At 65.7% G+C, this 24,635-nt stretch carries 19 protein-coding genes and 1 tRNA gene; 1 reads left to right on the forward strand and 19 read right to left on the reverse strand.

Annotated elements, in window-relative coordinates:
* Nucleotides 1-80: 80 nt before the first annotated feature.
* From rpoB to NWE53_RS07985, 17 genes are all read right to left on the reverse strand, one after another.
* Nucleotides 81-4,202: a DNA-directed RNA polymerase subunit beta gene (rpoB, locus tag NWE53_RS07905; protein ID WP_265053788.1), complete on the reverse strand. Its 4,122-nt coding sequence runs from the start codon at nucleotides 4,200-4,202 to the stop codon at nucleotides 81-83.
* A gap of 253 nt (nucleotides 4,203-4,455) precedes the next feature.
* Nucleotides 4,456-4,836 (reverse strand): 50S ribosomal protein L7/L12, encoded by a 381-nt coding sequence (gene rplL / locus NWE53_RS07910; protein ID WP_265053789.1) that lies wholly within the window; start codon nucleotides 4,834-4,836, stop codon nucleotides 4,456-4,458.
* Nucleotides 4,837-4,888: 52 nt separating this feature from the next.
* On the reverse strand, nucleotides 4,889-5,404 hold the full coding sequence (gene rplJ, locus NWE53_RS07915) for a 50S ribosomal protein L10 (protein ID WP_265053790.1): 516 nt from the start codon (nucleotides 5,402-5,404) through the stop codon (nucleotides 4,889-4,891).
* Between the two features lie 515 nt (nucleotides 5,405-5,919).
* Nucleotides 5,920-6,618, reverse strand: coding sequence for a 50S ribosomal protein L1 (rplA, locus tag NWE53_RS07920; protein WP_265053791.1), 699 nt, complete (start codon nucleotides 6,616-6,618; stop codon nucleotides 5,920-5,922).
* Nucleotides 6,619-6,628: 10 nt separating this feature from the next.
* Nucleotides 6,629-7,060 carry a 50S ribosomal protein L11 gene (gene rplK, locus NWE53_RS07925; protein ID WP_265053792.1) on the reverse strand — a complete coding sequence of 144 codons (432 nt, stop codon included), beginning with the start codon at nucleotides 7,058-7,060 and terminating at the stop codon, nucleotides 6,629-6,631.
* A gap of 157 nt (nucleotides 7,061-7,217) precedes the next feature.
* Nucleotides 7,218-7,817 carry a cytochrome b/b6 domain-containing protein gene (locus tag NWE53_RS07930; RefSeq protein WP_265053793.1) on the reverse strand — a complete coding sequence of 200 codons (600 nt, stop codon included), beginning with the start codon at nucleotides 7,815-7,817 and terminating at the stop codon, nucleotides 7,218-7,220.
* Nucleotides 7,814-9,427, reverse strand: a complete 1,614-nt coding sequence (locus NWE53_RS07935) for a methyl-accepting chemotaxis protein (RefSeq protein WP_265053794.1) — start codon at nucleotides 9,425-9,427, stop codon at nucleotides 7,814-7,816. The genes NWE53_RS07930 and NWE53_RS07935 overlap by 4 nt, the downstream gene beginning before the upstream one ends.
* Nucleotides 9,428-9,533: 106 nt before the next feature.
* The gene (gene nusG / locus NWE53_RS07940) at nucleotides 9,534-10,067 is read right to left on the reverse strand and encodes a transcription termination/antitermination protein NusG (protein ID WP_047577926.1); all 534 of its coding nucleotides are present in this window, start codon (nucleotides 10,065-10,067) and stop codon (nucleotides 9,534-9,536) included.
* 14 nt (nucleotides 10,068-10,081) lie between these two features.
* Entirely contained in the window at nucleotides 10,082-10,276 is a 195-nt protein-coding gene (gene secE / locus NWE53_RS07945; RefSeq protein ID WP_265053795.1) for a preprotein translocase subunit SecE, read from the reverse strand.
* Nucleotides 10,277-10,439: 163 nt separating this feature from the next.
* Nucleotides 10,440-11,171: a class I SAM-dependent methyltransferase gene (locus NWE53_RS07950; protein ID WP_265053796.1), complete on the reverse strand. Its 732-nt coding sequence runs from the start codon at nucleotides 11,169-11,171 to the stop codon at nucleotides 10,440-10,442.
* A gap of 52 nt (nucleotides 11,172-11,223) precedes the next feature.
* Nucleotides 11,224-11,299: transfer RNA gene (locus NWE53_RS07955), tRNA-Trp, on the reverse strand.
* Nucleotides 11,300-11,360: 61 nt separating this feature from the next.
* A complete protein-coding gene (locus NWE53_RS07960; RefSeq protein WP_265053797.1) occupies nucleotides 11,361-12,260 on the reverse strand; it encodes a dihydrodipicolinate synthase family protein in 900 nt (299 codons plus the stop codon).
* 188 nt (nucleotides 12,261-12,448) lie between these two features.
* Nucleotides 12,449-13,639, reverse strand: coding sequence for an elongation factor Tu (gene tuf, locus NWE53_RS07965; protein WP_265053785.1), 1,191 nt, complete (start codon nucleotides 13,637-13,639; stop codon nucleotides 12,449-12,451).
* 228 nt (nucleotides 13,640-13,867) lie between these two features.
* A complete protein-coding gene (locus NWE53_RS07970) occupies nucleotides 13,868-14,539 on the reverse strand; it encodes a hypothetical protein (RefSeq protein WP_265053798.1) in 672 nt (223 codons plus the stop codon).
* A gap of 316 nt (nucleotides 14,540-14,855) precedes the next feature.
* Nucleotides 14,856-15,764, reverse strand: a complete 909-nt coding sequence (locus tag NWE53_RS07975; protein ID WP_265053799.1) for a DUF1444 domain-containing protein — start codon at nucleotides 15,762-15,764, stop codon at nucleotides 14,856-14,858.
* 75 nt (nucleotides 15,765-15,839) lie between these two features.
* Nucleotides 15,840-17,114 carry a nicotinate phosphoribosyltransferase gene (pncB, locus tag NWE53_RS07980; protein WP_265053800.1) on the reverse strand — a complete coding sequence of 425 codons (1,275 nt, stop codon included), beginning with the start codon at nucleotides 17,112-17,114 and terminating at the stop codon, nucleotides 15,840-15,842.
* 76 nt (nucleotides 17,115-17,190) lie between these two features.
* Nucleotides 17,191-19,041 (reverse strand): TRAP transporter large permease, encoded by a 1,851-nt coding sequence (locus tag NWE53_RS07985; RefSeq protein ID WP_265053801.1) that lies wholly within the window; start codon nucleotides 19,039-19,041, stop codon nucleotides 17,191-17,193.
* Between the two features lie 180 nt (nucleotides 19,042-19,221).
* Between NWE53_RS07985 and glpD the strand changes: the two genes are divergently transcribed.
* Nucleotides 19,222-20,772, forward strand: coding sequence for a glycerol-3-phosphate dehydrogenase (gene glpD, locus NWE53_RS07990; protein ID WP_265053802.1), 1,551 nt, complete (start codon nucleotides 19,222-19,224; stop codon nucleotides 20,770-20,772).
* Nucleotides 20,773-21,079: 307 nt separating this feature from the next.
* On the opposite strand, the gene NWE53_RS07995 is transcribed toward glpD, so the two are convergent.
* Nucleotides 21,080-21,853, reverse strand: a complete 774-nt coding sequence (locus NWE53_RS07995) for a hypothetical protein (RefSeq protein ID WP_265053803.1) — start codon at nucleotides 21,851-21,853, stop codon at nucleotides 21,080-21,082.
* 47 nt (nucleotides 21,854-21,900) lie between these two features.
* Nucleotides 21,901-24,633: a type VI secretion system ATPase TssH gene (gene tssH, locus NWE53_RS08000; RefSeq protein WP_265053804.1), complete on the reverse strand. Its 2,733-nt coding sequence runs from the start codon at nucleotides 24,631-24,633 to the stop codon at nucleotides 21,901-21,903.
* Nucleotides 24,634-24,635: the final 2 nt, after the last annotated feature.

The raw sequence follows: 24,635 nt of genomic DNA on the forward strand, positions 1-24,635 counted from the left end.
AAGGCCGCCCTGCCCGGCTGGTAAATTCCGAAGGCCGGCGGCGTGAGTGCCGCCGGCAATGTTCAAGGCTCGGTCGCGGCTTATTCGGCCGCTTCGGCGGGCGGCAACTCGCCCGGCTTCACCTTGTTGTTGATCAGCTCGACGTTGAGGCCGAGCGAACGCATCTCCTTGACGAGCACGTTGAAGCTCTCGGGGATGCCCGCTTCGAAGTTGTCCTCGCCGCGCACGATCGACTCGTAGACCTTGGTGCGGCCCGCGACGTCGTCCGACTTCACCGTCAGCATCTCCTGCAACGTGTAGGCGGCGCCATAGGCCTCGAGCGCCCAGACCTCCATCTCGCCGAAGCGCTGGCCGCCGAACTGCGCCTTGCCGCCCAGCGGCTGCTGGGTGACGAGCGAGTACGGACCGATCGAACGCGCGTGGATCTTGTCGTCCACGAGGTGGTGCAACTTCAGCATGTAGATGTAGCCCATGGTGACCTTGCGGTCGAAGGGCTCACCGGTGCGGCCGTCATAGAGCGTCGACTGCCCCGACGAGTGCAGGCCGGCCTGCTCCAGAAGCCGCTCGATATCGGCTTCCTTCGCACCGTTGAAGACCGGTGTCGCCACCGGCACGCCGCGGCGCAGGTTCTGACCCATCTCGACGAGTTCGTTCTCGTCCATCGAGGCGATGATCTCGTTGTCCTCGTAGACGGCATCGAACGAAGCCTTCAGCGCCTTGAAGTCGTTCGACTTCTTGTAGGCGTCGAGCGCCTTGCCGATCTGCTTGCCGAGGCCGGCAGCGGCCCAGCCCAGATGCGTCTCCAGGATCTGGCCGACGTTCATGCGCGAGGGCACGCCGAGCGGGTTCAGCACGATGTCGGCATGGGTGCCGTCCTCGAGGAACGGCATGTCCTCCACCGGCACGATGCGCGAGACCACGCCCTTGTTGCCGTGACGGCCGGCCATCTTGTCGCCCGGCTGGATCTTGCGCTTCACCGCGACGAAGACCTTGACCATCTTCATCACGCCCGGAGGCAGCTCGTCGCCGCGCTGCAGCTTCTCGACCTTGTCGAGGAAGCGCTGCTCAAGGCGCTTCTTCGACTCGTCGTACTGCTTCCGCATCGCCTCGATCTCGGTCATCAGCGAGTCTTCGGCGGTGGCGAACAGCCACCACTGCGAACGCGGGAACTCGCTCATCACCTCGCGGGTGATGACCGTGTCCTTCTTGAAGCCCTTCGGGCCGGCAAGGCCGGTCTTCCCGGTCAGGATCTCCGCCAGACGCGCGAAGGTGTTGCGGTCCAGGATCGCCTGCTCGTCGTCGCGGTCCTTGGCGAGACGCTCGATTTCCTCGCGCTCGATCGCCTGGGCGCGCTCGTCCTTGTCGACGCCGTGGCGGTTGAACACGCGGACCTCGACGATCGTGCCCTGCACGCCGGGCGGAACCCGCAGCGAGGTGTCGCGGACGTCCGAGGCCTTCTCGCCGAAGATCGCGCGCAGCAGCTTCTCTTCCGGCGTCATCGGGCTCTCGCCCTTGGGCGTGATCTTGCCGACGAGGATGTCGCCAGCCGCCACTTCGGCGCCGATATAGACGATGCCGGCTTCGTCGAGGTTCTTCAGCGCCTCTTCCGAAACGTTCGGAATGTCGCGCGTGATCTCCTCCGGGCCGAGCTTGGTGTCGCGGGCCATGACCTCGAACTCCTCGATATGGATCGAGGTGAAGACGTCCTGGGACACGATGTTCTCGGAGAGAAGGATTGAATCCTCGAAGTTGTAGCCATTCCACGGCATGAACGCGACGAGCACGTTGCGGCCGAGCGCGAGCTCGCCGAACTCGGTCGACGGGCCGTCCGCGACGATGTCACCCTTCTTGATGATGTCGCCGACGCGCACCAGCGGGCGCTGCGTGATGCAGGTCGACTGGTTGGAGCGCTGGAACTTCTGCAGACGGTAGATGTCGACGCCCGGCTTGGTCGGGTCCATCTCGTCGGAAGCGCGGATGACGATACGGGTCGCGTCGACCTGGTCGACGATGCCGCCGCGGCGGGCCGCGATGGCAGCGCCAGAGTCGCGGGCGACGACCGCTTCCATGCCGGTGCCGACGAAGGGCGCGTCGGCGCGAACCAGCGGCACCGCCTGGCGCTGCATGTTCGAGCCCATCAGCGCACGGTTGGCGTCGTCGTTCTCGAGGAACGGGATCAGCGCCGCGGCGACCGAGACAAGCTGCTTCGGCGACACGTCCTGGAAGTCGACCTTGTCGACCGGCGTGACGATGACTTCGCCTGCGCGGCGGCAGACGATCAGGTCGTCGGTCAGGCGGCCTTCAGCGTCGACGGCAGCATTCGCCTGGGCGACGTTGTACTTCGCCTCTTCCATCGCCGAGAGATAGATCACCTCGTCCGTGACCTTGCCGTCGCGGATGCGGCGATACGGGCTCTCGATGAAGCCGTACTTGTTCACCCGCGCGAAGGTGGCGAGCGAGTTGATCAGGCCGATGTTCGGGCCTTCCGGCGTCTCGATCGGGCAGATGCGGCCGTAATGCGTCGGGTGCACGTCGCGCACCTCGAAGCCGGCGCGCTCGCGGGTCAGACCACCCGGGCCAAGCGCCGAAAGGCGACGCTTGTGAGTGACTTCCGAGAGCGGGTTCGTCTGGTCCATGAACTGCGAGAGCTGCGAGGAACCGAAGAACTCGCGCACGGCGGCAGCCGCCGGCTTGGCGTTGATCAGGTCCTGCGGCATCACGGTGTCGATGTCGACCGACGACATGCGCTCCTTGATGGCGCGCTCCATGCGCAGCAGGCCCAGACGGTACTGGTTCTCCATCAGCTCGCCGACCGAGCGGACGCGGCGGTTGCCGAGATGGTCGATGTCGTCGATCTCGCCCTTGCCGTCGCGCAGGTCGACCAGCGCCTTCACGACCGCGAAGATGTCTTCCTTGCGCAGGATGCGCACGGTGTCCTCGGCGTCGAGGTCGAGGCGCATGTTCATCTTCACGCGGCCGACGGCCGAGAGGTCGTAGCGCTCCGGATCGAAGAACAGCGACTGGAACATGTTCTCAGCCGTCTCGAGCGTCGGCGGCTCGCCCGGACGCATCACGCGGTAGATGTCGAACAGGGCTTCCTCGCGGCGCGAGTTCTTGTCGACGTTCAGCGTGTTGCGGATGTAGGGGCCGACCGTGATGTGGTCGATGTCGAGCACCGGGATCTCGTCGAAGCCGTCATCGGTCAGCTGCTTCAGCAGCTTCTCGGTGATCTCCTCGCCGGCCTCGGCATAGACTTCGCCCGACGCCGGATTGACCAGGTCCTCGGCGATGTACTGCGTATAGAGATCCTCGTCCTGCGCGCGCAGGAACTTCAGGCCCTTCTCGGCGAGCTGGCGGGCGGTGCGGGCGACGAGCTTCTTGCCGGCCTCGACCACGACCTCGCCGGTTTCGGCGTCGATCAGGTCCTCATTGGCCTTAAAGCCCTTCATGCGCTCCGCGTCGTAGGGAACGCGCCAGCCCTTGGGGTCCTTGGTGTAGGTGATGTGGTTGTAGAAGCGGTTGAGGATCTCCTCGCCGTCCATGCCGAGCGCGAACAGCAGCGAGGTGACCGGGATCTTACGCTTCCGGTCGATGCGGGCGTAGACGATGTCCTTGGCGTCGAACTCGATGTCGAGCCAGGAACCGCGATACGGGATGATGCGCGCGGCGAAGAGCAGCTTGCCCGAGGAGTGGGTCTTGCCCTTGTCGTGATCAAAGAACACGCCCGGCGAACGATGCATCTGCGAGACGATGACGCGCTCGGTGCCGTTGACGATGAAGGTGCCGTTATCCGTCATGAGCGGCATGTCGCCCATGTAGACATCCTGCTCCTTGATGTCCTTGACGGACTTCGCCTGGGTGTCGGGATCGATATCGAACACGATCAGGCGCAGCGTCACCTTGAGCGGCGCCGAGAAGGTCATGCCGCGCTGGCGGCACTCGTCGACGTCGTATTTCGGCGGCTCGAAGGTGTACTTCACGAACTCCAGCAGCGAAGCGCCGGAAAAATCGCCGATCGGGAAGACCGACTTGAAGACGGACTGCAATCCCTCGTCGGCCCGGCCGCCCTTGGGTTCGTCGACCATCAGGAACTGGTCATAGGACGCCTTCTGAACCTCGATGAGGTTCGGCATCTGCGCCACTTCCTTGAGTTTGCCGAAGAACTTGCGGACGCGCCTGCGACCCTGGAGCGAATTGACCATGTTGTTCCTCGCAATCTCTTCGGACGGCTCACCCGGTGGTCCGTGGCGACAGCCCCAAGGCCGCCGGGTGAGCCGTTCGGCGCTGCATCGCGCCGACCTGCATTTCCATCGGAGCTACGTCGCAAGGTTGCGACAGGCTCCAACAACAACTCCCGCGCACTAGCGCGGAAACGACGCAACAGCCCCGGAGGCGTAGCCCGCCCCGGGACTGTCGATAGTGACTACGGTCGGACCGGCATCAGCCGGCCCTAGCTCACTTGAGCTCGACCTTGGCGCCGACGGCCTCGAGCTGCTTCTTGAGCTTCTCGGCCTCGTCCTTGCCGACCGACTCCTTGACCGGCTTCGGGGCGCCTTCGACCAGATCCTTGGCTTCCTTGAGGCCCAGGCCGGTGATGGCGCGGACTTCCTTGATCACCTCGATCTTCTTGTCGCCGGCCGCGGCCAGGACAACGGTGAACTCGGTCTGCTCTTCGACAGCGGCGGCGGCAGCGCCACCAGCGGCCGGGCCAGCGGCAACCGCGACGGCGGCGGCAGCGGAAACGCCCCACTTCTCTTCGAGGAGCTTCGCGAGCTCGGCGGCCTCGAGAACGGTGAGCGACGACAGCTCGTCGACGAGCTTGGTAAGATCAGCCATTTTGGGTTCCTACGTGTAAGAGGTTCGAACGATATCGGGATCAGCAGGCCGTTCAGGCCGCATCCTTGTCGGCATATGCCTGGAACACCCGCGCGAGCTTCGCAGCCGGCGCAGTCGAGAGCTGCGCAAGCTTCGTGGCCGGGGCCTGGATGAGGCCGACCAACTTGGCGCGCAATTCGTCGAGCGAGGGCATCGTGGCCAGAGCCTTGACACCATCGGGGTTCAGGGCGGTCGTGCCCATCGCGCCGCCCAGGATGACGAGCTTGTCGTTCTCCTTGGCGAAAGCGGTGGCGACCTTCGGCGCCGCGACCGGATCGTTTGAATAAGCGATCAGGGTGGGACCCGTCAGCAGATTGCTAATGGACGCGACGTCGGTGCCTTCAAGAGCGATCTTGGCCAGCCGGTTCTTTGCGACCTTAACAGTGGCGCCATTCGCCTTCATCTCGCGACGAAGCTTCTGGAACTGGGCCACGGTCAAGCCCGCATAGTGGGCCACGACGACGACCGACGTGTTCGCAAACACATCGTTCAGCGACGCGACGGCATCTTTTTTTGCCGTTTTATCCACTGGGCTCTCTCCGGTAGGCGGCAGGCTTTCGAGGGCTTGCCGCCGGTTGCACGTGTCGCTTCCTGGAACCCCGGTTGACACCGGCGTCCCGCGAAGCGACGCTTGGTGCCCTGTCCCCGCTCCCGAACCCGAAAGGGCCGCGATCGGGCGAGATGGTTCGAACCGTCTTCTCCGGATCCTGCGATCCGGGATTAAGCTCTTGCACCGTCTATGCAGGCCTCTTGGCGAAATTATGCCCGGGGCCGAAGCTCCGGAGCACCTGCAGTCTCAGACAGGACTGGGTGATTCCCGCTCGAAAAATCGCTCTTCCGAACCTGAAGCACCCATTTCTTCAGCGGAAAACCGCCGAAAAACGCGAAACGGACCCCTTCGTGCCAAGCACGCCGGAGCCTCGTCACTCATGGAAACAGGCAGCGTCATAGCGCCTTCGCCTGCTTCTGCCAAGTAGGCTCTTGACTTCACGAAATCAAGAGCGGGTGAGCGGCCGGCGATCTGGCCGCTCTTCCCTGCATCGATCAGCCGCCGACGACAGTGTTCGGCTCGACCTTGACGCCCGGGCCCATGGTCGAGGAGATCGCGACGCGCTGGATATAGGTGCCCTTGGCGCCGGCGGGCTTCGCCTTGGCGACCGAGTCGACGAAAGCCTTGATGTTCTCCGAGAGCTTCTCGGCCGAGAACGAGGCCTTGCCGACGGCGGCGTGGATGATGCCGGCCTTCTCGACGCGGAACTCGACCGAACCACCCTTCGAGGCGGCGACGGCGGCGGTGACGTCCATCGTCACGGTGCCGACGCGCGGGTTCGGCATCAGGCCGCGCGGGCCGAGCACCTTGCCGAGACGGCCGACGAGACCCATCATGTCCGGGGTCGCGATGCAGCGATCGAAGTTGATCTCGCCCTTCTGGACGGACTCGACCAGCTCCTCGGCGCCGACGATGTCGGCACCCGCGGCCTTGGCCTCGTCAGCCTTGGCGCCACGAGCGAAGACGGCGACGCGCAGCGTGCGGCCCGAGCCGTTCGGCAGATTGCAGACGCCGCGGACCATCTGGTCGGCGTGACGCGGATCGACGCCGAGATTCATCGCGATCTCGACGGTCTCGTCGAACTTGGCGTTGGCCCGGTCCTTAATGAACGAGACAGCCTGATCGAGCGGGTAGAGCTTGGTGCGGTCAATGCCTTCACGGCCCTTGACGACGCGCTTTCCGGTATGTGCCATGTCAGCCCCCTCAGCCCACGACTTCCAGGCCCATCGAGCGGGCCGAGCCACGGATCATGGCCGAAGCCGATTCGACGGTGTCGCAGTTGAGATCCGCCATCTTCTTCTCGGCGATCTCGCCGATCTGAGCAGCGGTCACCTTGCCGACGTTGCCGCCACGGCCCGGAGTCTTCGAGCCGGAGGTGAGGCCAGCGGCCTTCTTCAGCCAGTAGGACACCGGCGGCTGCTTCATTTCGAAGGTGAAGGAGCGATCCTGATACGCGGTGATGATCACCGGGATCGGCATGCCCTTTTCCATCTGCGCGGTCTTCGCGTTGAAGGCCTTGCAGAATTCCATGATGTTGAGGCCGCGCTGACCCAGCGCCGGACCGATCGGCGGCGACGGATTGGCCGCGCCCGCCGGAACCTGAAGCTTCACGTAGCCCGTGATCTTCTTTGCCATGATGGCTGCTCCTGCCGCCTGCCCGGATGCCTATCCGGAACGACGACGACCCCGCCTGCCGATGCTCTTCATCGGGGCCGGGGTGGTTGCAGTGCGTGGTGCGGCGCCTTTGATCCGGCTGGCGACCGGCACGCCTTCCACGCGGTTGAGGCCGGGCCTATCGCATATCCGGCTGCGGAATGGAAGGGGGCTTCGCGGCCTGAGCCCCCGGCATGTCGGCTTTCGGGACATGCTGGATATAATCGTCGAGGGCAAGGCATATATGAACGGCGACCAGCCCGACGAGTACGAAGGCCAGGATCGCGTGGCCGCGGAACAGCATGTCCGCATGCCCGGCACCCTCAGGCCAGATCGCCGGCAGGGAAACCCCGCCATAGATCTCCCGCGCACCAAAATCCGACACGCCCGCCAGCCCGAGCAGCGGAATCGCGATCAGCAGGCCATAGAGAACCCGGTGCACCGTCCGCCCGCCGGCCGTGCGGGACCAGCGCCCGCGCAGCCGCGCGAAGATGCGGTAGGCCAGCCGAGCCGCCACCAGGGCGAGCAGCAGGAACCCGGCCGTCTTGTGAAAGGTCATAAGTCCGTCCGCCCAGGCGCCGCCTCCGATCTCCTTCATCAGGATCCCGATGCAGAACAGCATCAGGACGAGCGCTGCCGTGCTCCAGTGCAGCACCTTGGCCAGGAGCGGAAACTCATGGGCGCCGATACGCTGCCGGCGGACCGTGGCGGCATTCCGGGAATCGGTGAGCATCGTCATGCGTGCTGCACGCCTTGCCTATCAGTCATGAAGCTGTCGACCGCCTGCCTCAGGGCAGCGGCCTGACCGTCGATGTCGGCGGAAGCCTTGGCCATCCGCTCCGTCATCCGGCGCCAATCCTCGATCATGCCGGCGACCTGCTCGACCTGTTCGGCCATGCCCCGCACGTCGCCCGCGGTTTGCGCAGTGCCGATGTTGATCGAGCGCGAGGTGTCGTCCTGCTTGCGCGCCAGCTCGGCGATCGAATCTGCGGCGGTCTCGACGGCATTGACCGAAGCGACGAGGGAGCCGATGCGCCCGATGATCCGCTCGGCGGCCGTGCCGATGGAATCGAGTCCGTGCCGCACCTGCCCGGTCGCCTCCGCGGTCCGATTGGCGAGCTGCTTCACCTCGGCGGCCACCACCGCGAAACCGCGCCCGCTTTCCCCGGCCCTTGCCGCCTCGATGGTCGCATTGAGCGCAAGGAGATTGGTCTGGTTGGCGACGGTGCTGATCAGCGTCACCACGGCGGAGATCGAGCCCACCGCCTCGCGCAGCAGCACGCTGTCGTCTGTCGCTTCCTCGACCAGGGATTTCGCCGCGTTCGCGATCCCCGAGGTCCGGCGGGCCTCGCCGGCCGTCGTCGCGAGAAGCTCGGCGATTTCATTCAGCGACGAGGACATCTGGCCGACATGGATGGCGGCACGCTGGCTCGACTGCGCCGCCGCACCAGCGTGCTGATCGACGAAGCCGGAGAGCTGCGAGAGTTCGTTCGACGCGTCGGTCATGCTCGCGGCATGGGTTTCGAGCGCCGTGGCGATGCCGGCGATGTTGTCCTGAAAGGCCTGACCGCTGACCCGCAACGCCTGTTGCCGCTCGACCTCTCCGGCCAGCGAGGCGAGCCGCTCCTTTGCCGCCTCCTGCCTTAGCTTCTCATCCGAGAGATGGGCCTGCAGCGCCCGGCCGAGCATGCCGATCTCGTCGCCGCGGCGTGCGAGCTTGCGCACCCAGCCGGCATCCTCTCCCGGCGCACCCAGAGCCGTGGCCATTGTCGAGATCGGACGCACCAGCCAGCGATGTTCGAAGGAAATGATCAGGGCGGCCAGGAAGAGACCGAGCGCCGCCAGCAGCACCGTGTTCTGCCGCGAGCTTTCGACCTGGGCGCCGAGTGCCTCGCTGACACCCACCATCGCCGCGTTCAGCAGCACGCGCAGCTCGTTGCGCTGCCCGGCAACCTTACGTAGCGCCTCGCGCGCGACCGCGGCATCGGCCCCGAGCTTCGACGAAAGCTCCTGCAGCCCCTGGACAGCATCGGCCGCCCGTGCGGCGATCTCGCCCTCGCTGCGTTCGGCCACGGCCTTCGCCGCCGCCGTCATGAGCTCGATGTCATCTGAAAGGCCGCGGCGATCGCCCCCGGAGACGATCGCGACGACGACGTGGCTATAGGCGGCGTCCGTTTCCGAGAGCATCGCCGCAGCGCCGGTATGGGCGGCGATCGCCCTGGCGAAGCCGGCGAGCTTGATGGAGCCGATGGTCTCGGCGGCGCCGAACACGCAAGCGAGGACGCCGAGGATCAACGCCCAGAGCGTGAGCCGCTGGCGAACCGTGGCCTTGAAGAAACTGGGAAACATCGTGCCCTGCGTCGGATTACCGACGCAAAGCGTTGGCGCAGTTGTGTTAAAGGCCGCTTAACCTAACGGAACCGATTGCAGATCCGGCCCAGGAATATCAGCCGGCTCAGAGCTTCTCGACCTGGCTGTATTCCAGCTCGACCGGCGTGGCGCGGCCGAAGATCGAGACCGCGACCTTGAGGCGGGCGCGGGCATGGTCGACATCCTCGACGACGCCGTTGAACGAGGCGAAGGGGCCATCCGCCACCTTGACCTGCTCGCCGACCTCGAAAACGATCGTCGGCTTCGGCCGCTCGATGCCCTCGGCGACCTGTCCCTTGATCCGCATCGCTTCATGCTCGGGGATCGGCATGGGCTTGGCCTTGTCGGCACCGAGGAAGCCGGTGACCTTCGGCGTGTTCTTGATGAGGTGGTAGACCTCGTCGGTCATCTCGCACTTCACCAGCACGTAGCCGGGGAAGAACTTGCGCTCGGTGTCGACCTTGCGGCCGCGACGGACCTCGACGACCTTCTCGGTCGGCACCAGCACCTCGTCGAACTTGTCGGCGAGGTTGCGCTGCGCCGCCTGGTCACGGATCGACTGGGCGACCTTGTTCTCGAAGTTCGAATAGGCGTGGACGATGTACCAGCGGGTGCTCACGTTCGTAATTCCGTTCAACGGGCGCCGAGGATGATGCCGAGCACCCAGCGGATGACGGTGTCGGTGAAGAGGAAGAACAGGCTGGAGGCGACCACCATCGCGAGCACGAGGCCCGTGGTGATCAGCGTCTCCCGGCGCGAAGGCCAGGTGACCTTGGACGCCTCGGAGCGCACGTCCTGCAGGAACTGGAAGGGATTGGATTTCGCCATGAACCACCTCGGGTTCCGAAGCTGCGCCCGGCCTTGCCGCGACGCCGAATCGGCCGTCCTGAAACATTCGCGGCGCGGGACCCGGAGGGGTCGCGCGCCGTCATCGCAAGCCTCTTACATCGCTTGGAGCCGTTAGCCAAGAGCCTTTCGGGCCACGGCATCCTCAGTTCCGGCTTGCAGCCATCAGCAGGAAGAACGGCCGCTCGCGCTCCTTCGCCCAGCCCGGCTCGGCGGCGACTTGTTCCGGGCTCGGAGCCCATTCGACCAGCTTCGTCAGCGAGAAGCCTGCGGCCAGCAGCAGATCGACATAGGTCGCGATGGTGCGGTGGCGCTTGACCACGCCCTCCGCCAGCCAGTTGCTGACCCGCTCGCCCTCGTCGAGGTAGCCATTGACCGGCCAGGTCGCGCGACCATCGGCGTCCGCGAGCCATTCCTGCCGGGCCGGTGCGGTCAGGAGCGGATGCTCGACCGAACAGACCAGGCTTCCGCCGGGCTTCAGCGCCGCATGCACGCGGCCGAACAGCCCGGCGAGATCGGCGAGATAGTGAAAGGCGAGAGAGCTGTAGATGAGATCGAAGGCGGCAGGCTGCGGCACGAAGCTTTCGAGATCGGCGCGTTCGTAGACGACGCCGGCCTCGCGCGTCTCGCGCCGCGCCCGCTCCAGCATCTTCTCGGAGAGGTCGATTCCGAGCACGCTCCGGGCGCCCTCACCTGCAGCGAAGCGGCAGAACCAGCCGAAGCCGCAGCCGAGATCGAGCACGTCCTTGCCGGCGAGTTCCGGCAGCATCGAACGCAGGACCGGCCATTCCGGCGCCCCGTCCAATCCATGGACGGAACGCGGCAATTGGCTATAGCCCGCGAAAAAAGTCTCGTCGTCGTAGATATTCTGGGTCATGGCGCTCAAAAAACCGCGTTGCGGTCCGCGCATCGGTCGCCCGGAGAGCGACTGGCAGGGGCGGTAGGGCTCGAACCTACGACAACCGGTTTTGGAGACCGGTACTCTACCAACTGAGCTACACCCCTGCAGGTGCGCGTCATGTGCCCCAAGGCGCGGCACATTTCAAGTCGAAATCTCGCGGCATCCTCATTTGCGATAGGGGCCGAGTTCCCGGGCATAGCGCTCGACCAGCTTCAAACCGAACTCGGTCGGCCTCAGCGCCGGACCGCGATCATGGATCGGAATGCCGGCGCGTGCGCCGAAGATGCGCTTGCCATAACAGAGCAGCGTCTCGATCGACTGCATGATGAAGGTGATCGCCGGCAGCACCTCGCGATAGGCGGCATCCGCCCCCGCCTCGTCCCCGGCCCTGTAGAGATTGTAGGCCCGCAGCGCGTAGTCGATCGTATCGGGCGCCAGGATCATGCCGATGCAGCCCGCCCGGAAATTGTCGACGAGCTCGAGCCCGCCGCGCCCGTTCAAGATCGGCAGCCGCCCTTCGGTCACAGCGATCAGGCGCTCGATCTCGACGACCGAGCCCTCGCCTTTGATCAGGCTGATGTTCGGATGCCGGCGTGTGAGTTCGCGGATATCCTCCGCCGAAAGACCACGCCCCATATAGGCCGGCGCATTCTGAATCGCGACCGGCAGAGAGGTCGTATCGGCGATGCGACCGAAGAAGCTGATATACTCGGCCGCGCCGAAGCTGCCGACCATCGGCGGCTGCAGAATCACCCAGTCGGCGCCGTTCTTCTCGGCGACCTTCACCAGCTCGGCCTGCTCCGCCACCGAGGAGCCGAAGATGGTGAAGGCGAGCGGCTTCCTGCCCGCCACATCCTCCGCCATCCATTCCATCACGGTGCAGCGCTCGGCGAAGCTCAGCTTCGAGACCTCGGTGGCGAGCCCCAGCGCCGCCATGCCCTGCACGTCGAGATCAACGCTGATCTCAGCCTGCCGGCGCATCGCCGCTCGATCGAGCCGTTCGTTCTCGTCGAACAGGGCGAAGACGATCGAATGGATACCGGGAAACGGCGGCTTGAATGGCATGGGCAGGCTCCTCCGCGACGTGAGCGGCTGATCCGCTCTCTCAAAACGATTGAGAGCATGGAACAGGTCATCCGCACAGAGCACGGGACGAGACTAGCCTTGCATTCAAGGCATGCGCGCAGAGCTGTCGCGTCAAAGAAAAAGGGCGGTGTCGCCACCGCCCTTTCCCAAATCGCTATGCGTGTCGATCAGGCAATGATCGAAGCAACAACACCTGCTCCAACCGTACGTCCGCCTTCGCGGATGGCGAAGCGCAGCTTCTCTTCCATCGCGATCGGGGCGATCAGGGTCACCTCCATCGAGATGTTGTCGCCCGGCATCACCATCTCCGTGCCCTCGGGCAGCGTCACCACGCCGGTCACGTCCGTCGTGCGGAAGTAGAACTGCGGGCGGTAGTTGGTGAAGAACGGCGTGTGACGGCCACCCTCTTCCTTCGTCAGGATGTAGGCCTCGGCCTTGAACTTCGTGTGCGGCTTCACCGAGCCCGGCTTGCACAGCACCTGGCCGCGCTCGACGTCCTCGCGCTTCGTGCCGCGCAGCAGCGCGCCGATGTTGTCGCCAGCCTGGCCCTGGTCCAGCAGCTTGCGGAACATCTCGACGCCCGTCACCGTCGTCTTGACCGTGTCCTTCAGACCGACGATCTCGATTTCCTCGCCGACCTTGACGATGCCGCGCTCGACGCGGCCGGTCACCACCGTGCCGCGGCCCGAGATCGAGAACACGTCCTCGACCGGCATCAGGAACGGCTGGTCGATCGGACGCTCAGGCTGCGGGATGTAGTCGTCGACCGTCTTCATCAGCGCCAGCACCGCGTCATGGCCGATCTCCGGCGTGACGTTGTCCAGAGCCGCCTTGGCCGAGCCCTTGGTGATCGGGATGTCGTCGCCCGGGAAGTCGTACTTCGACAGGAGCTCGCGGATCTCCATCTCCACCAGCTCGAGCAGTTCGGCGTCGTCGACCAGGTCGACCTTGTTCATGAACACCACCAGCGCGGGAACGCCGACCTGGCGCGCCAGCAGGATGTGCTCGCGGGTCTGCGGCATCGGGCCGTCGGCCGCCGACACGACCAGGATCGCGCCGTCCATCTGCGCCGCGCCCGTGATCATGTTCTTCACATAGTCGGCGTGGCCGGGGCAGTCGACATGCGCATAGTGGCGAGCCGGGGTCTCGTACTCGACGTGCGCCGTCGAGATCGTGATGCCGCGGGCCTTCTCCTCAGGCGCCTTGTCGATCTGGTCATACGCCGTGAACGACGCACCGCCGGTCTCGGCCAGCACCTTCGTGATCGCAGCCGTCAAAGACGTCTTGCCATGGTCGACGTGACCAATCGTGCCAATGTTGCAGTGCGGCTTCGTACGAGCGAATTTCTCTTTGGCCATGACACCCTTGTCCTCGAAGGCGGCCCTTCGGGCCTTGAAACGCGGGTCCGATTAGGAGGTTTTGGCGCAGGATGCAAGGTTGCTCGCGGCGCACCTCGCATCAGACAACTCTCATGCCTGCATCCACCACGATGCGATTGGGCAAAGGTCGATATCGCGAGCAGTCGTCGCATTGGTAGGCCGAGAGCCGACCACCCTCGGCGCTCCACAAATCCGGACTTGAGCTCCCTATCGATCTCGCTTGAAAAGCCAGCTCGAAAACTGCGGTTGCAGAGATGCGAGCATGCGGGTCATCGGGTCGGGATCGAAAGCTCCCGGCTTCCCGCCGCCAAAATCGACGATGAACTCGCCACCCGTGCCAGAGTGATGGATGGGCGGAGAAGTCAGCAGGACCTTACCGCTCTTGGCATCGACGATCGTGAAGGTCACGGTGATGCTGTTGCTGTTGCCGGCCTGCCCAGCCGCCAACGTCCTGAAGAAGCGGCTGACTGCCGGCGCGATCTGGACCTGAAGCAAACTTACAACGACACGCACAGGCCGATGGCCGCGCAGTTCTTCGGCCAGCGGCTCGGCAAATACGCGCTTCACGCGCGGTGAGAACTGCGCGGAAAGAAAAGCGCGCAGTTCGACGGGCGACGGCTCCGCTCGCGGCTGCGCCTGTTCTGGCGGAATGGGCTCGTTCCCCTCCGGCGGCAACAGCCCTTTCGACTTCAGGAAGTCGTTCCGCATGTTGAGCCATTCACCGGAGAGCGTTGGAGCCGCCTCGCCCTCCACAGATACGAACTTGAAGCTTTTAACGTCCTCAATGGACAATTCGTGTTTGTTGGCCGACAGGCACCCGGTCAGCACGGTCACGAGAACAATGACGGGGAAGAAGCGGCATAGTGACGGCATAGGCATCTCCGGTCGCGAATCTCCTCGCATTCCGCTCGGAGTCGGCATGGCGTCTATGTCGCGTCGCCCTAAGGCTGCAATCAGCCGTTGGTATCAGCCGGCCCTAACACGCGCCGATAGCGCTGCACCGTCTTCGCTTCGCCAGAGACCTTCTCCGGATCGCCGGAGTTTCACCGCAGAACGCCCGTTCCTTCGCGACCTTGCAGATCGGCGATATCGGGGCGAGCACGCGCGTGTCACCGGACGCACCGCCCACGAGGTTGTTGGCGGGGTCTGCACCGCGGTCGACCGCGAAACGGCGCCAAAATCCGCTCCGTGAACGTCACGGGATCACGACCAGTCCCTGCGGGCCCAGCTTGTAGAGTTGCTTGCTGACGGGAAAGCCTCCGTCGGGCGCTTTCGTCAGCGCCCGCAACGCGGCGACCACCTCGGCGTCGTCGGCGTCTCCAAATGCGAGGAGGTCGCGAGACGGCATGGCGATGGCGACATTGAGCGGCAGATCTGGAATGTACTTCCAGGGATTCTCCAGGAGCAGGATCGAGGCGTTGTAGTCGCCCTCGCCGAAATGGAACTTCCGCAGCTTTCCGAAATCATGGATCTCAAATTTGTCGACGCGCCGGACCCAGTTGTCCAGAGCCGCGCGCAACACGTCCTTGTCGCTCATCCCGTAGAGACCACCTTCTCCAACGGAGACAAAGCGCGTGATTTTCGGAAGATCCAGTCCCGCTGCGACGATGATGTCGCCCTCCAGCGGAACATATAGCAACCGCGCGTTGGGATCGCCCTTTTTGCGAGCCATGGCGGCGAACTGCTCGACATAGGATCGGTGCTTCATGACAGGGATCAGAGCCCCGATGAACCGTGCGCGCTCCGCTTCGGTCTTGACCGATAACTGGCCGGCGACAGCCTCAGTGATGCGCTGCGTGAGCTTGTCGTAGGCAGCCTGCCGGCTCTTTGCGTCCGGCAAGGCGTTGAACTGCGCGCCGAGCGGGGCCAGCCCCATCCTTATATCGCGGCCGCCTGCCCTGAAAACCACATCGCCAGCTTCGACGCGCAGGGCGCTCACGCCCGGGCGCCCCTTGATCATGGTCGTCAGCAGCCCCGCCATCTCGGTCTCGCTGAGAGGCCGAGCTTCGTTCAGCCGCTCACGTCCTATTGTACCGGCAATCGAAGCCGTCGTAGCGGCAATGACGGCGACAGCCGCGAACAGCACAACCAGAAAGCGCAACATATCGAGTCCCCCAACCCACGAGCAGCATCGCGCATTGAGAACATAATGGCAACATATTTTTCTTACGTTGCGTCATCAAACCCCGAACACCCGCCGATAGCGCGCCACCATCTCTGGTTCGCCCGAGACCTTCTCGGGATTGTCGGAGAGCTTCACGGCCGGCCGGCCATTCGCTTTCGTGACCTTGCAGACCAGCGACATCGGATCGAGCGCACGCGAGCCGTCCGGCGAGCAGCCGACGAGGTCGTTGGTGAGGTCGGTGCCCCAGCCGAACGCCATGCGCACCTTGCCGTCGAAATGATGGTAGACGCGCTCGATCGCATCGACATCGAGCCCGTCGGAAAAGACCAGCAGCTTCTCGCGCGGATCGCGCCCATGCTGGCGCCACCATTCCATGATTGTCTCGCCTGCCGGGATCGGCGGCGCGCTGTCCGGCCGGAAGCCGGTCCAGTCCGCCACCCAGTCCGGCGCATGGCGCAGGAAGCTCTGCGTCCCGAAGGCGTCCGGCAACGCGATCAGCAGGTTGCCGCCATAGACCTGCCGCCATTCGTCGAGCACGCGATAAGGTGCGCGCAGCAGCTCCTCGTCGGTATCGGCCAGCGCCGCCAGCACCATCGGCAGCTCATGGGCGTTGGTGCCGATCGCCTCGAGATCGGTGTCCATCGCGAGCAGCACGTTCGAGGTGCCGGTGAAGGCCTTGCCCAGCCCCTCCTTCAGCGCCAGGACGCACCAGCGCTGCCAGAGATGGCCGTGGCGCCGGCGCGTGCCGAAATCGGAGAGTCTGAGATTCGGCAGCTTCTGCAGCCGCTCCACCTTGTTCCACATCTTCGCCTTGGCGCGCGCATAGAGCACGTCGAGCGAGAAGCGCCTCTGGCCGAGCATGACCCGGCGCGCCCTGAGCTCGTTGATGATGGCGAGAGCCGGCACCTCCCACATGGTGCTGTGGGTCCAGGGACCTTCGAAATGCAGCTCGTACTGGCCGTCGACCTTGCGCAGATCGTATTCGGGCAGCTGGAATTCGGCGAGCCAGGCCATGAAGTCCGGCGAGAACATCTGCGTCTTGCCGTAGAAGCTGTTGCCGGTCAGCCAGATCAGCTCCTTCTTGGTGAAGCGCAGCGAGCGCGCATGGTCGAGCTGCGCGCGCAATTCGCCCTCGTCGACGATGTCGGCAAGGCGGATATGCCGCGAGCGGTTGATCAGCGAGAAGGTGACGCGAACCTCCGGGTGGAAAGCCCGGATCATCTGCAGCATCAGCAGCTTGTAGAAATCGGTATCGAGGAGGCTGCGGATGATAGGGTCGAGCCGCCAGCCGTGATTATACGTCCGCGTTGCGATGTCAGTGTAGATCATATCGGCATCAGATCCGGGAGAGCTCGGCGGCGGGACTGCACAGGGCGGCGCGCGGGCGCCGGGCAAACGGGCCTCATCAGAACAGCGCCTTGAGCGCCGGCGCAAGCGTCGGCCACGCAGCCATGCCCAGCGAGAGGACCATGAGCGCCGCCAGCAGGACGCCCAGCAGCGGCAGCACGGCCCGGAAGACGGCGCCCGCCGGCACCCGCATGATGCCGCTGACGACATAGACGAGGATGCCGAGCGGCGGCGTCAGCCCATGGATCATCAGGTTGACCACGAGCACGACGCCGAACTGGATGGGGTCGAGCCCCGCCGCCACGGCCACGGGCAGCAGCAGCGGCGCCAGCAGCAGGATCGCGGCGCCGATGTCGAGAAAGAGGCCGGCGATCAGCAGCACGACATTGGCGAGCAGCATCACTGCATAGGGTCCGGCACCGAAGGCGGTGACGAACCCCGCCATCTGCTCGGAGATGCGATCGACCGCCAGCAGGAAGGCGAAAGGCGCCGAGGCGCCGATCAACAGCCCGATCGCGGCGGCCTCGGCCGCGGATTTGCGCAGCGCCGCCAGCACGCCGCGCCCGTTCAGGCTGCGCAGTATAAGGCAGGCGATGGCGGCATAGGCGACGGCCAGCGCTGAGGCTTCCGTCACGGTCACCACGCCGAAGCGGATGCCGACCACGACGACGATGCCGAGCCCGATCGCGGGAATGGCGCCGATCAGCGCCCTGCCCCGCTCGGCCGCGCTGGCCTTCGGCGCCGCTTCGACGACGCCGCGGACGCTGAGATGGATGCCGATGGCGAGCGCCAGTGCCAGCACGCCGCCCGCGACGAAGCCGCCGACCAGCAGCGAGCCGACCGAGAGATTGGTCGCGCTGGCCAGGATCAGGAAGGCGATCGAAGGCGGGATGATGTTGTCGAGCATCGAGACGCCGGCGACGATCGCCGCCGCATTGGCGGGCGGATACCCCCGTGCCACCAGCGTCGGCGCCATCACCTTGGCGCCGAAGGCAGCATTTGCCACGGAGGAGCCGGACGCACCGGAGAACAACACGCTGGCGACCAGCGCCGTCTGCGCCAACCCCGCGCGCCAATGGCCGACCAGCGTCGCGGCAAAGCGGATCAGCCGCTCGGCCAGTCCGCCCTCGGTCAGGAGTTCGCCAGCCAGCAGGAAGAAGGGGATGGCCAGCAGCAGGAACTTGCCCACGCCACCCACGGTGGTCTGCACGATCGCCGGCTCCGGCAGCAATCCGCCGAAGGGACCCGTCAGGGAGACGCCGGCCAGCAAGGCGAAGGGCAAGGGCGCGCCGAGCAGCAGCCCGGCTCCCGCAACCAGCGCCGCGACGAGGCTCGGGGTCGGGAAGAGATCGAAGGAAAGCTGCGCAAGGCCGTAGAAGCCGAGGCCGAGCGCCAGCGACGCAGCAGCCCCCGCCCAGCCCCGGATGAGTCCGGCGCGCAGAAACAGCGCCAGTATCGTCAGCCCGCCGCCACAGGCGAAGACGGCGAAGCGCAGCGCTTCCGGCAGGCCGAGCACGGTGGACTGCCCGCCGACGAGCATCGCGACGCTCGCCCCTCCCATGGCAAGCACCAAAGCACCGTGAAACGCGATCGCATCGGCGAAGATGTCAGCGAGCCGGCGAAGCGGCGCAGGCAGCAACCGAGCGAGCGCATCGAGCCGCATCGCCAGCGTACCGGTCACCGCAAGCGGTGCGCCGATGGCGATCAGCACCAGATGCAGCCAGATCGCGAGTTCGTCGGACCAGACGAAGCCGCCGCCGAACGCATAGCGCCGCAGCACCGCCGCCATCACGACGAGGAACAGCACAGCCAGCACAGCGGCACCGGCGTGCTCCAGCACCGAGCGGAGAGCCGCCTCGACCCGCGCCGCCAGCCTGTTCCCGTCGCGATCTCGCTCTGTCTCGATCATCCCAGCCGCAGCACTGCGCCCTTCCCCGGCCCCAGTTCCGGCCTCGTGGGCCTCGCGTCAAGCGATCCGAATTGACATCGCCCATGATTTCGCGACAGGAGCGGACTTGTGGCGCCGGCTTGGCCGGGCTTGGATGGCGCCATTGCTGAACCGAGTGCCCAGGCCTTCCAGAAGACGAGCATGGCTTCCGAAACGACTTCGCCCACCGCCGGCTTCGGCACGAACCCCGCCACGGCATACGACCTCGCCGTCATCGGCGGCGGCATCAATGGCTGCGGCATCGCCCGCGATGCGGCCGGGCGCGGCGCGTCGGTGGTGCTGTTCGAGAAGGACGATCTCGCCAGCGCCACCTCGTCGCGCTCGACCAAGCTGATCCATGGCGGCCTGCGCTATCTCGAACATTACGAGTTCCGTCTGGTGCGCGAGGCGCTGATGGAGCGCGAGCGGCTCTGGGCCATCGCGCCGCACATCATCCGCCCGCTGCGCTTCGTGCTGCCGCATCACAAGGGCCTGCGCCCGGCCTGGCTGCTGCGGCTCGGCCTGTTCCTCTACGACCATATCGGCGGCCGCAAGCTCCTGCCGGCGACGCGCACGCTCGACCTCGCGCACGACCCCGCAGGCCAGCCGCTGAAGGACGACAAGGCCAAGGCCTTCGAATATTCCGATTGCTGGGTCGAGGATGCCCGCCTCGTCGTGCTCAACGCGATGGACGCCGCCGTGCGCGGCACGGCGGTTCACACGCACACGAGGGTGGCCTCGGCAAGGCGCGAGGATGGCCTCTGGCAGATCGAGACGGAAGGCGCGGACGGCAGGCAGACGATCTGGGCGAAGGCGCTCGTCAATGCCGCCGGCCCCTGGGTCGGCGACGTGCTGAACGGCGTCGTCCACAGCAACGCCAGGGCCGGCGTCCGCATGGTCCAGGGCAGCCATATCGTCGTGCCCCGGCTCTACGAGCACGACCGCTGCTATATCTTCCAGAACGCGGACGGGCGCATCATCTTCGCGATCCCCTACGAGCAGGATTTCACCCTGATCGGTACCACCGACCGCGACTACAAGGGCGACCCGGCCGAAGTCGCCGCGACGCCCGAGGAGATCGCCTATCTCTGCGCCGCCGCGAGCGAGTATTTCCGCCAGCCGGTGAAGCCCGAATCCGTGGTCTGGACCTATTCCGGCGTGCGCCCGCTCTATGACGACGGTGCCTCGAAGGCACAGGAGGCGACCCGCGACTACGTGCTGACGCTAGACGCTCGGCAGGGTGAGGCGCCTCTGCTCTCCGTCTTCGGTGGCAAGATCACGACCTATCGTCGGCTTGCGGAGGCCGCCATCGCCAAGCTGGCGCCGCATGCGCCCTGGGCGGCCCGCGCCGAATGGACGATGACGGGCGCCCTGCCCGGCGGCGATTTCGCGGTCGGCACCTTCGAGGAGCTAGCCGGCGAGATCGCGGCCGCGCATCCCTGGCTGGAGCGGAGGACGGCGTCGCGCCTCGCCCGCGCCTATGGCACCCGCGCGCGCGACATCCTCGACGGCGCCAAAAGCCTCGCCGATCTCGGCCGCCATTTCGGCGCCGATCTCTACGAGCGCGAGGTCCGCTACCTGATGAAGGCGGAATGGGCGCGCCGCGCCCAGGATGTGCTCTGGCGGCGCAGCAAGCTCGGCCTGCGGCTCTCCGCCGACGAAGCCGGGGCACTTGACGAATTCATGCAGGAAGCCGCACCAAGGACGGCCTAAGGCGGTCCGGACATCTGCAGGGCCGTGCCCGGACAGAGCGACCATTGTCATTCCGGGGCTTCGCGCATCGAAGAACCCGGAACCCACGACTTGAGCCTGCTGGGTTTTTGGTGGAACCACGCCGTCATTCCGGGGCGCTGCGCAGCGGCGAACCCGGAACCCAGAACCGATGCCGTCGAAGGTTTGCCCGAGCCGGCCCAAACAGTCCTCTCGGAAACCGCATCGGTTCTGGGTTCCGGGCTCTTCGCTGACGCGAAGCCCCGGAATGACGGCGTGGTTTCGTCCTAAATCGGCCGGTTCCAGACGCTCACGGAATCCAGGCCGGCGGGCGCACGATGATGACCTTGCCGGTGCTGTCCACCTGGATGTACTTGCCGTTGGCCCCGGTCTTGACCTCATCCCAGCCGAGCCGGCCATGCTTCGGGCCGAAATGGCCGGAGCCGTCATTGGCGCCGTTGGAATGCGCGATCAGCAGCGCGTCCGGAACCACGTTGTTGTAGGACACCAGCGCGATATGGCCGGGCTTGCGCGTCTCGAGAAGCTGGTCTGTCATCCAGACCACCATGTCGCCGGTCCGCACCTCGTCGAAATCCCAGATCAGCGCGCTGGCGAGGCCGGGCGGCTTGCCCTTCTTGGCCGCACCGACGAGGAACGGGCAGCTCGCGCCACCCGAATATTTGTCGAGGCTGATCCGCTCCAGCTCGCTGTAATAGGCGACGACGAAGCCTGTGCAGTCGACGCCGAGGCTCTGGTCTGCCCAGGCCTGGATCGTGTCCTCCGTCGCCTTTCCGGTCTCCCGCGCAAGGTTCAGGATATGCTCGCAATCGTCGGGGCTGACCTTGCCCATGCTGGCGCGGTTGAAGGCCTTCTTGTCGACGTAGAGCTTTTTCCTGGTCGCTTCCTGCATCACGAGGCCGCGCTTTGTCGCGCCCGCATCGGCATTGTGAATCCCGATCATGTACTTGTTGATCGAGACCGTCGTATCGCCGGCCGGCACGTTCCAGTAGCGGTCGACCCAGGCGCCCGGCGAAGGCGAGGCGTTGGCGATATCCGTCGGGTTGCCGGAATCCGGAACAGCCATGGCAAATCTCCTCGGTGGAGTTGAAACCGGGTGCTAACTCGCCTTGCTCACGCCACCTGATAGGCGAAGCTGCCGTTCTCGACGGAGACCTTAGCTTCGGTCAGCGGCTTCTTCTCGAGCTGCAGATTGAGGATCGCCCGCGAGAGCGCCGGCAGCATCGAGTTGGTGATGATGTTGTCGATCATGCGCCCGCCCGAATCCGGGTCGTTGCACTGCGCGACGATGTGCTCGACCACCGCGTCGTCATAGCCGAAGCTCGCCTTGTGGTTCTCCGCCAGCCGCTTGCCGATGCGCCCGAGCTGGAGCCGGACGATGCCGCCCAGCATCTCCGGCGAGAGCGGATAATAGGGGATGGTGACGAGGCGCCCGATCAGCGCCGGCGGAAAGACCTTGAGCAGCGCCGGCCTGAGCGAGACCGCCAGTTCCTCGGGGTCGGGCTTGGCCGCGCCATTCCCGGCCTGGCTCATGATCTCGTCGGTGCCGACATTCGAGGTCAGGATGATCAGCGTATTCTTGAAGTCGATGCGCCGGCCGGTGCCGTCCTCCATCTGGCCCTTGTCGAAGACCTGGAAGAACAGCTCGTGCACGTCGGGATGCGCCTTCTCGACCTCGTCGAGCAGCACCACCGAATAGGGCTTGCGCCGCACCGCCTCGGTCAGCCGCCCGCCCTCGCCATAGCCGACATAGCCAGGAGGCGCGCCTTTCAGCGTCGAGACGGTATGCGCCTCCTGGAACTCGCTCATATTGATGGTGATGACGTTCTGCTCGCCGCCATAGAGCGCTTCGGCCAGGGCCAGCGCCGTCTCGGTCTTGCCGACGCCCGAAGGGCCGCAGAGCATGAAGACGCCGATCGGCTTGTTGGGGTTGTCGAGCTTGGCGCGGTTCGTCTCGATCCGCTTGGCGATCATGCCGATGCCATGGCCCTGGCCGACGACGCGCCGGTTCAGCGTCTCGGCGAGGTTGAGCACCGTCTCGATCTCGTCCTTGACCATCCGCCCGACCCGGATGCCGGTCCAGTCCGACACGACGGAGGCGACCGACTGCTCGTCGACATGGGCATAGATCATCCGGTTGGCCGGATCGATCGCGCCGAGCGAGCTGAACTTCTCCTTCAGGCTGGCGCGCGTCGCCTCGGGATCGACTGGCGCTTCAACCGGCGCCGGCCCGGACTGCGTGTCGTCATTGGCGGCAGCGGCCTCGCCGCCGGCCGGCGGGGTCATGCGACCATCCCCCTTGTCGCTGGTCTCCCCGAGCTTGCCGCGCAGCAGGGTGATCTCCTCGACCAGCGCCAGCTCCGAGGCCCAGTCGGCCTCCAGGGCTTCGAGCTTGGTCTTCAGCTCGGCGCTTTCGTCGTCGATCTTGCCGAGCCGCTCGTCGGTGGCGTCGCCGAGATCCTTGTCGGCGACCAGCGCCGCCCTCTCGTTCTCAAGCGCCGAGATCGCAACGCGCGCATCCTCGATCGCAGCCGGCGTCGCAGTCTGGCTGATGGCGACGCGGGCGCAGGCGGTGTCGAGCAGGCTCACGGCCTTGTCGGGAAGCTGGCGTGCCGGGATGTAGCGCGAGGAAAGCGTCACCGCCGCGACGATCGCAGCGTCGGAGATGCGCACCTTGTGGTGCTTCTCCATCGGCCCGATCAGCCCGCGCAGCATGGTGCAGCAGCGCAGCACGTCCGGCTCGTCGACCTGCACCGGCTGGAAGCGCCGGGTCAGCGCCGGGTCTTTCTCGAAATACTGCCGGTATTCCGACCATGTCGTCGCGGCGATCGTCCTGAGCGTGCCGCGCGCCAAAGCGGGCTTCAGCAGGTTCGCGGCATCGCCCGTGCCGGCCTGCCCGCCGGCGCCGATCAGCGTATGTGCCTCGTCGATGAACAGGATCACGGGGGTCGGCGAGGACTGCACCTCGTCGATCACCGAGCGTAGACGCTGCTCGAACTCGCCCTTCATCGAGGCGCCGGCCTGCATCAGCCCGATATCGAGCGCACAGACCTTCACGCCCCTCAGTGGCGGCGGCACGTCGCCCGAGGCGACGCGCTGGGCGAAGCCCTCGGCGATCGCCGTCTTGCCGACGCCGGCCTCGCCGGTGAGGATCGGGTTGTTCTGGCGCCGGCGCATCAGCACGTCGATGACCTGCCGGATCTCGTCGTCGCGGCCGAGGATCGGGTCCATCGTGCCGGAGCGAGCCTTGACGGTGAGGTCCTGCGAGAAGCGGTCGAGCGCCGTGGTGCCCTTCGGTCCGTCGGCAGCCTCGGCACCGGGCGTCCCGGCGGCGCGCAGGCCGGAGCCGTCCATCGGCCGGAGATTCTCCTCGCCCGAGCTTTCCCAGATCTTGCCGTAGCCCGCCGCAAGCTCCTCGACCGGGATCTTGGCGAACTCCTTGGAGAGGCCGGAGAGCGCCCGGCGCAGATCGTTCGACTTCAACGCCGCCACCAGAAGATGGCCTGTCCTGATCTGCGTCTCGCCGAAGAACAGGGTCGCATAGTGCCAGCCACGGTCGAGGATATCGACGATGTGGTTGGCGATGCCCGGCATCTCCGTCTCATTCTTGCGGAAGCCCTCGACGACACCGCCCAGATCCATCAGCAGCCGGGCGCGATCGAGCTTGTAGTGGTCCGCCGTCAGGGTGAGGTCGTTCGCGCTGCCCTGCAGGATCTGGACGAGCCAATGCGCCAGCTCGACATTGCGGTTGCCCGCTCCCTTGGCCTGCCTGAGAGCCTGAAGGAAGCTGTCGTAGCCGACGCGGTTGAGCTTGCCCGTGACGGATTCGAGGCTGATATCGGCCATGG

Origin of the sequence: Bosea sp. NBC_00550 (assembly GCF_026020075.1) — a bacterium.
Classification (GTDB): domain Bacteria; phylum Pseudomonadota; class Alphaproteobacteria; order Rhizobiales; family Beijerinckiaceae; genus Allobosea.

Bases quoted from the DNA above. Each gene is read 5' to 3' on its own strand.
- rpoB (WP_265053788.1), bottom strand. From the start codon at position 4,202: ATGGTCAATTCGCTCCAGGGTCGCAGGCGCGTCCGCAAGTTCTTCGGC.
- rplL (WP_265053789.1), bottom strand. From the start codon at position 4,836: ATGGCTGATCTTACCAAGCTCGTCGACGAGCTGTCGTCGCTCACCGTT.
- rplA (WP_265053791.1), bottom strand. From the start codon at position 6,618: ATGGCACATACCGGAAAGCGCGTCGTCAAGGGCCGTGAAGGCATTGAC.
- rplK (WP_265053792.1), bottom strand. From the start codon at position 7,060: ATGGCAAAGAAGATCACGGGCTACGTGAAGCTTCAGGTTCCGGCGGGC.
- NWE53_RS07930 (WP_265053793.1), bottom strand. From the start codon at position 7,817: ATGACGATGCTCACCGATTCCCGGAATGCCGCCACGGTCCGCCGGCAG.
- NWE53_RS07935 (WP_265053794.1), bottom strand. From the start codon at position 9,427: ATGTTTCCCAGTTTCTTCAAGGCCACGGTTCGCCAGCGGCTCACGCTC.
- secE (WP_265053795.1), bottom strand. From the start codon at position 10,276: ATGGCGAAATCCAATCCCTTCCAGTTCCTGCAGGACGTGCGCTCCGAG.
- NWE53_RS07950 (WP_265053796.1), bottom strand. From the start codon at position 11,171: ATGACCCAGAATATCTACGACGACGAGACTTTTTTCGCGGGCTATAGC.
- NWE53_RS07960 (WP_265053797.1), bottom strand. From the start codon at position 12,260: ATGCCATTCAAGCCGCCGTTTCCCGGTATCCATTCGATCGTCTTCGCC.
- tuf (WP_265053785.1), bottom strand. From the start codon at position 13,639: ATGGCCAAAGAGAAATTCGCTCGTACGAAGCCGCACTGCAACATTGGC.
- NWE53_RS07970 (WP_265053798.1), bottom strand. From the start codon at position 14,539: ATGCCTATGCCGTCACTATGCCGCTTCTTCCCCGTCATTGTTCTCGTG.
- NWE53_RS07975 (WP_265053799.1), bottom strand. From the start codon at position 15,764: ATGTTGCGCTTTCTGGTTGTGCTGTTCGCGGCTGTCGCCGTCATTGCC.
- pncB (WP_265053800.1), bottom strand. From the start codon at position 17,114: ATGATCTACACTGACATCGCAACGCGGACGTATAATCACGGCTGGCGG.
- NWE53_RS07985 (WP_265053801.1), bottom strand. From the start codon at position 19,041: ATGATCGAGACAGAGCGAGATCGCGACGGGAACAGGCTGGCGGCGCGG.
- glpD (WP_265053802.1), top strand. From the start codon at position 19,222: ATGGCTTCCGAAACGACTTCGCCCACCGCCGGCTTCGGCACGAACCCC.
- NWE53_RS07995 (WP_265053803.1), bottom strand. From the start codon at position 21,853: ATGGCTGTTCCGGATTCCGGCAACCCGACGGATATCGCCAACGCCTCG.
- tssH (WP_265053804.1), bottom strand. From the start codon at position 24,633: ATGGCCGATATCAGCCTCGAATCCGTCACGGGCAAGCTCAACCGCGTC.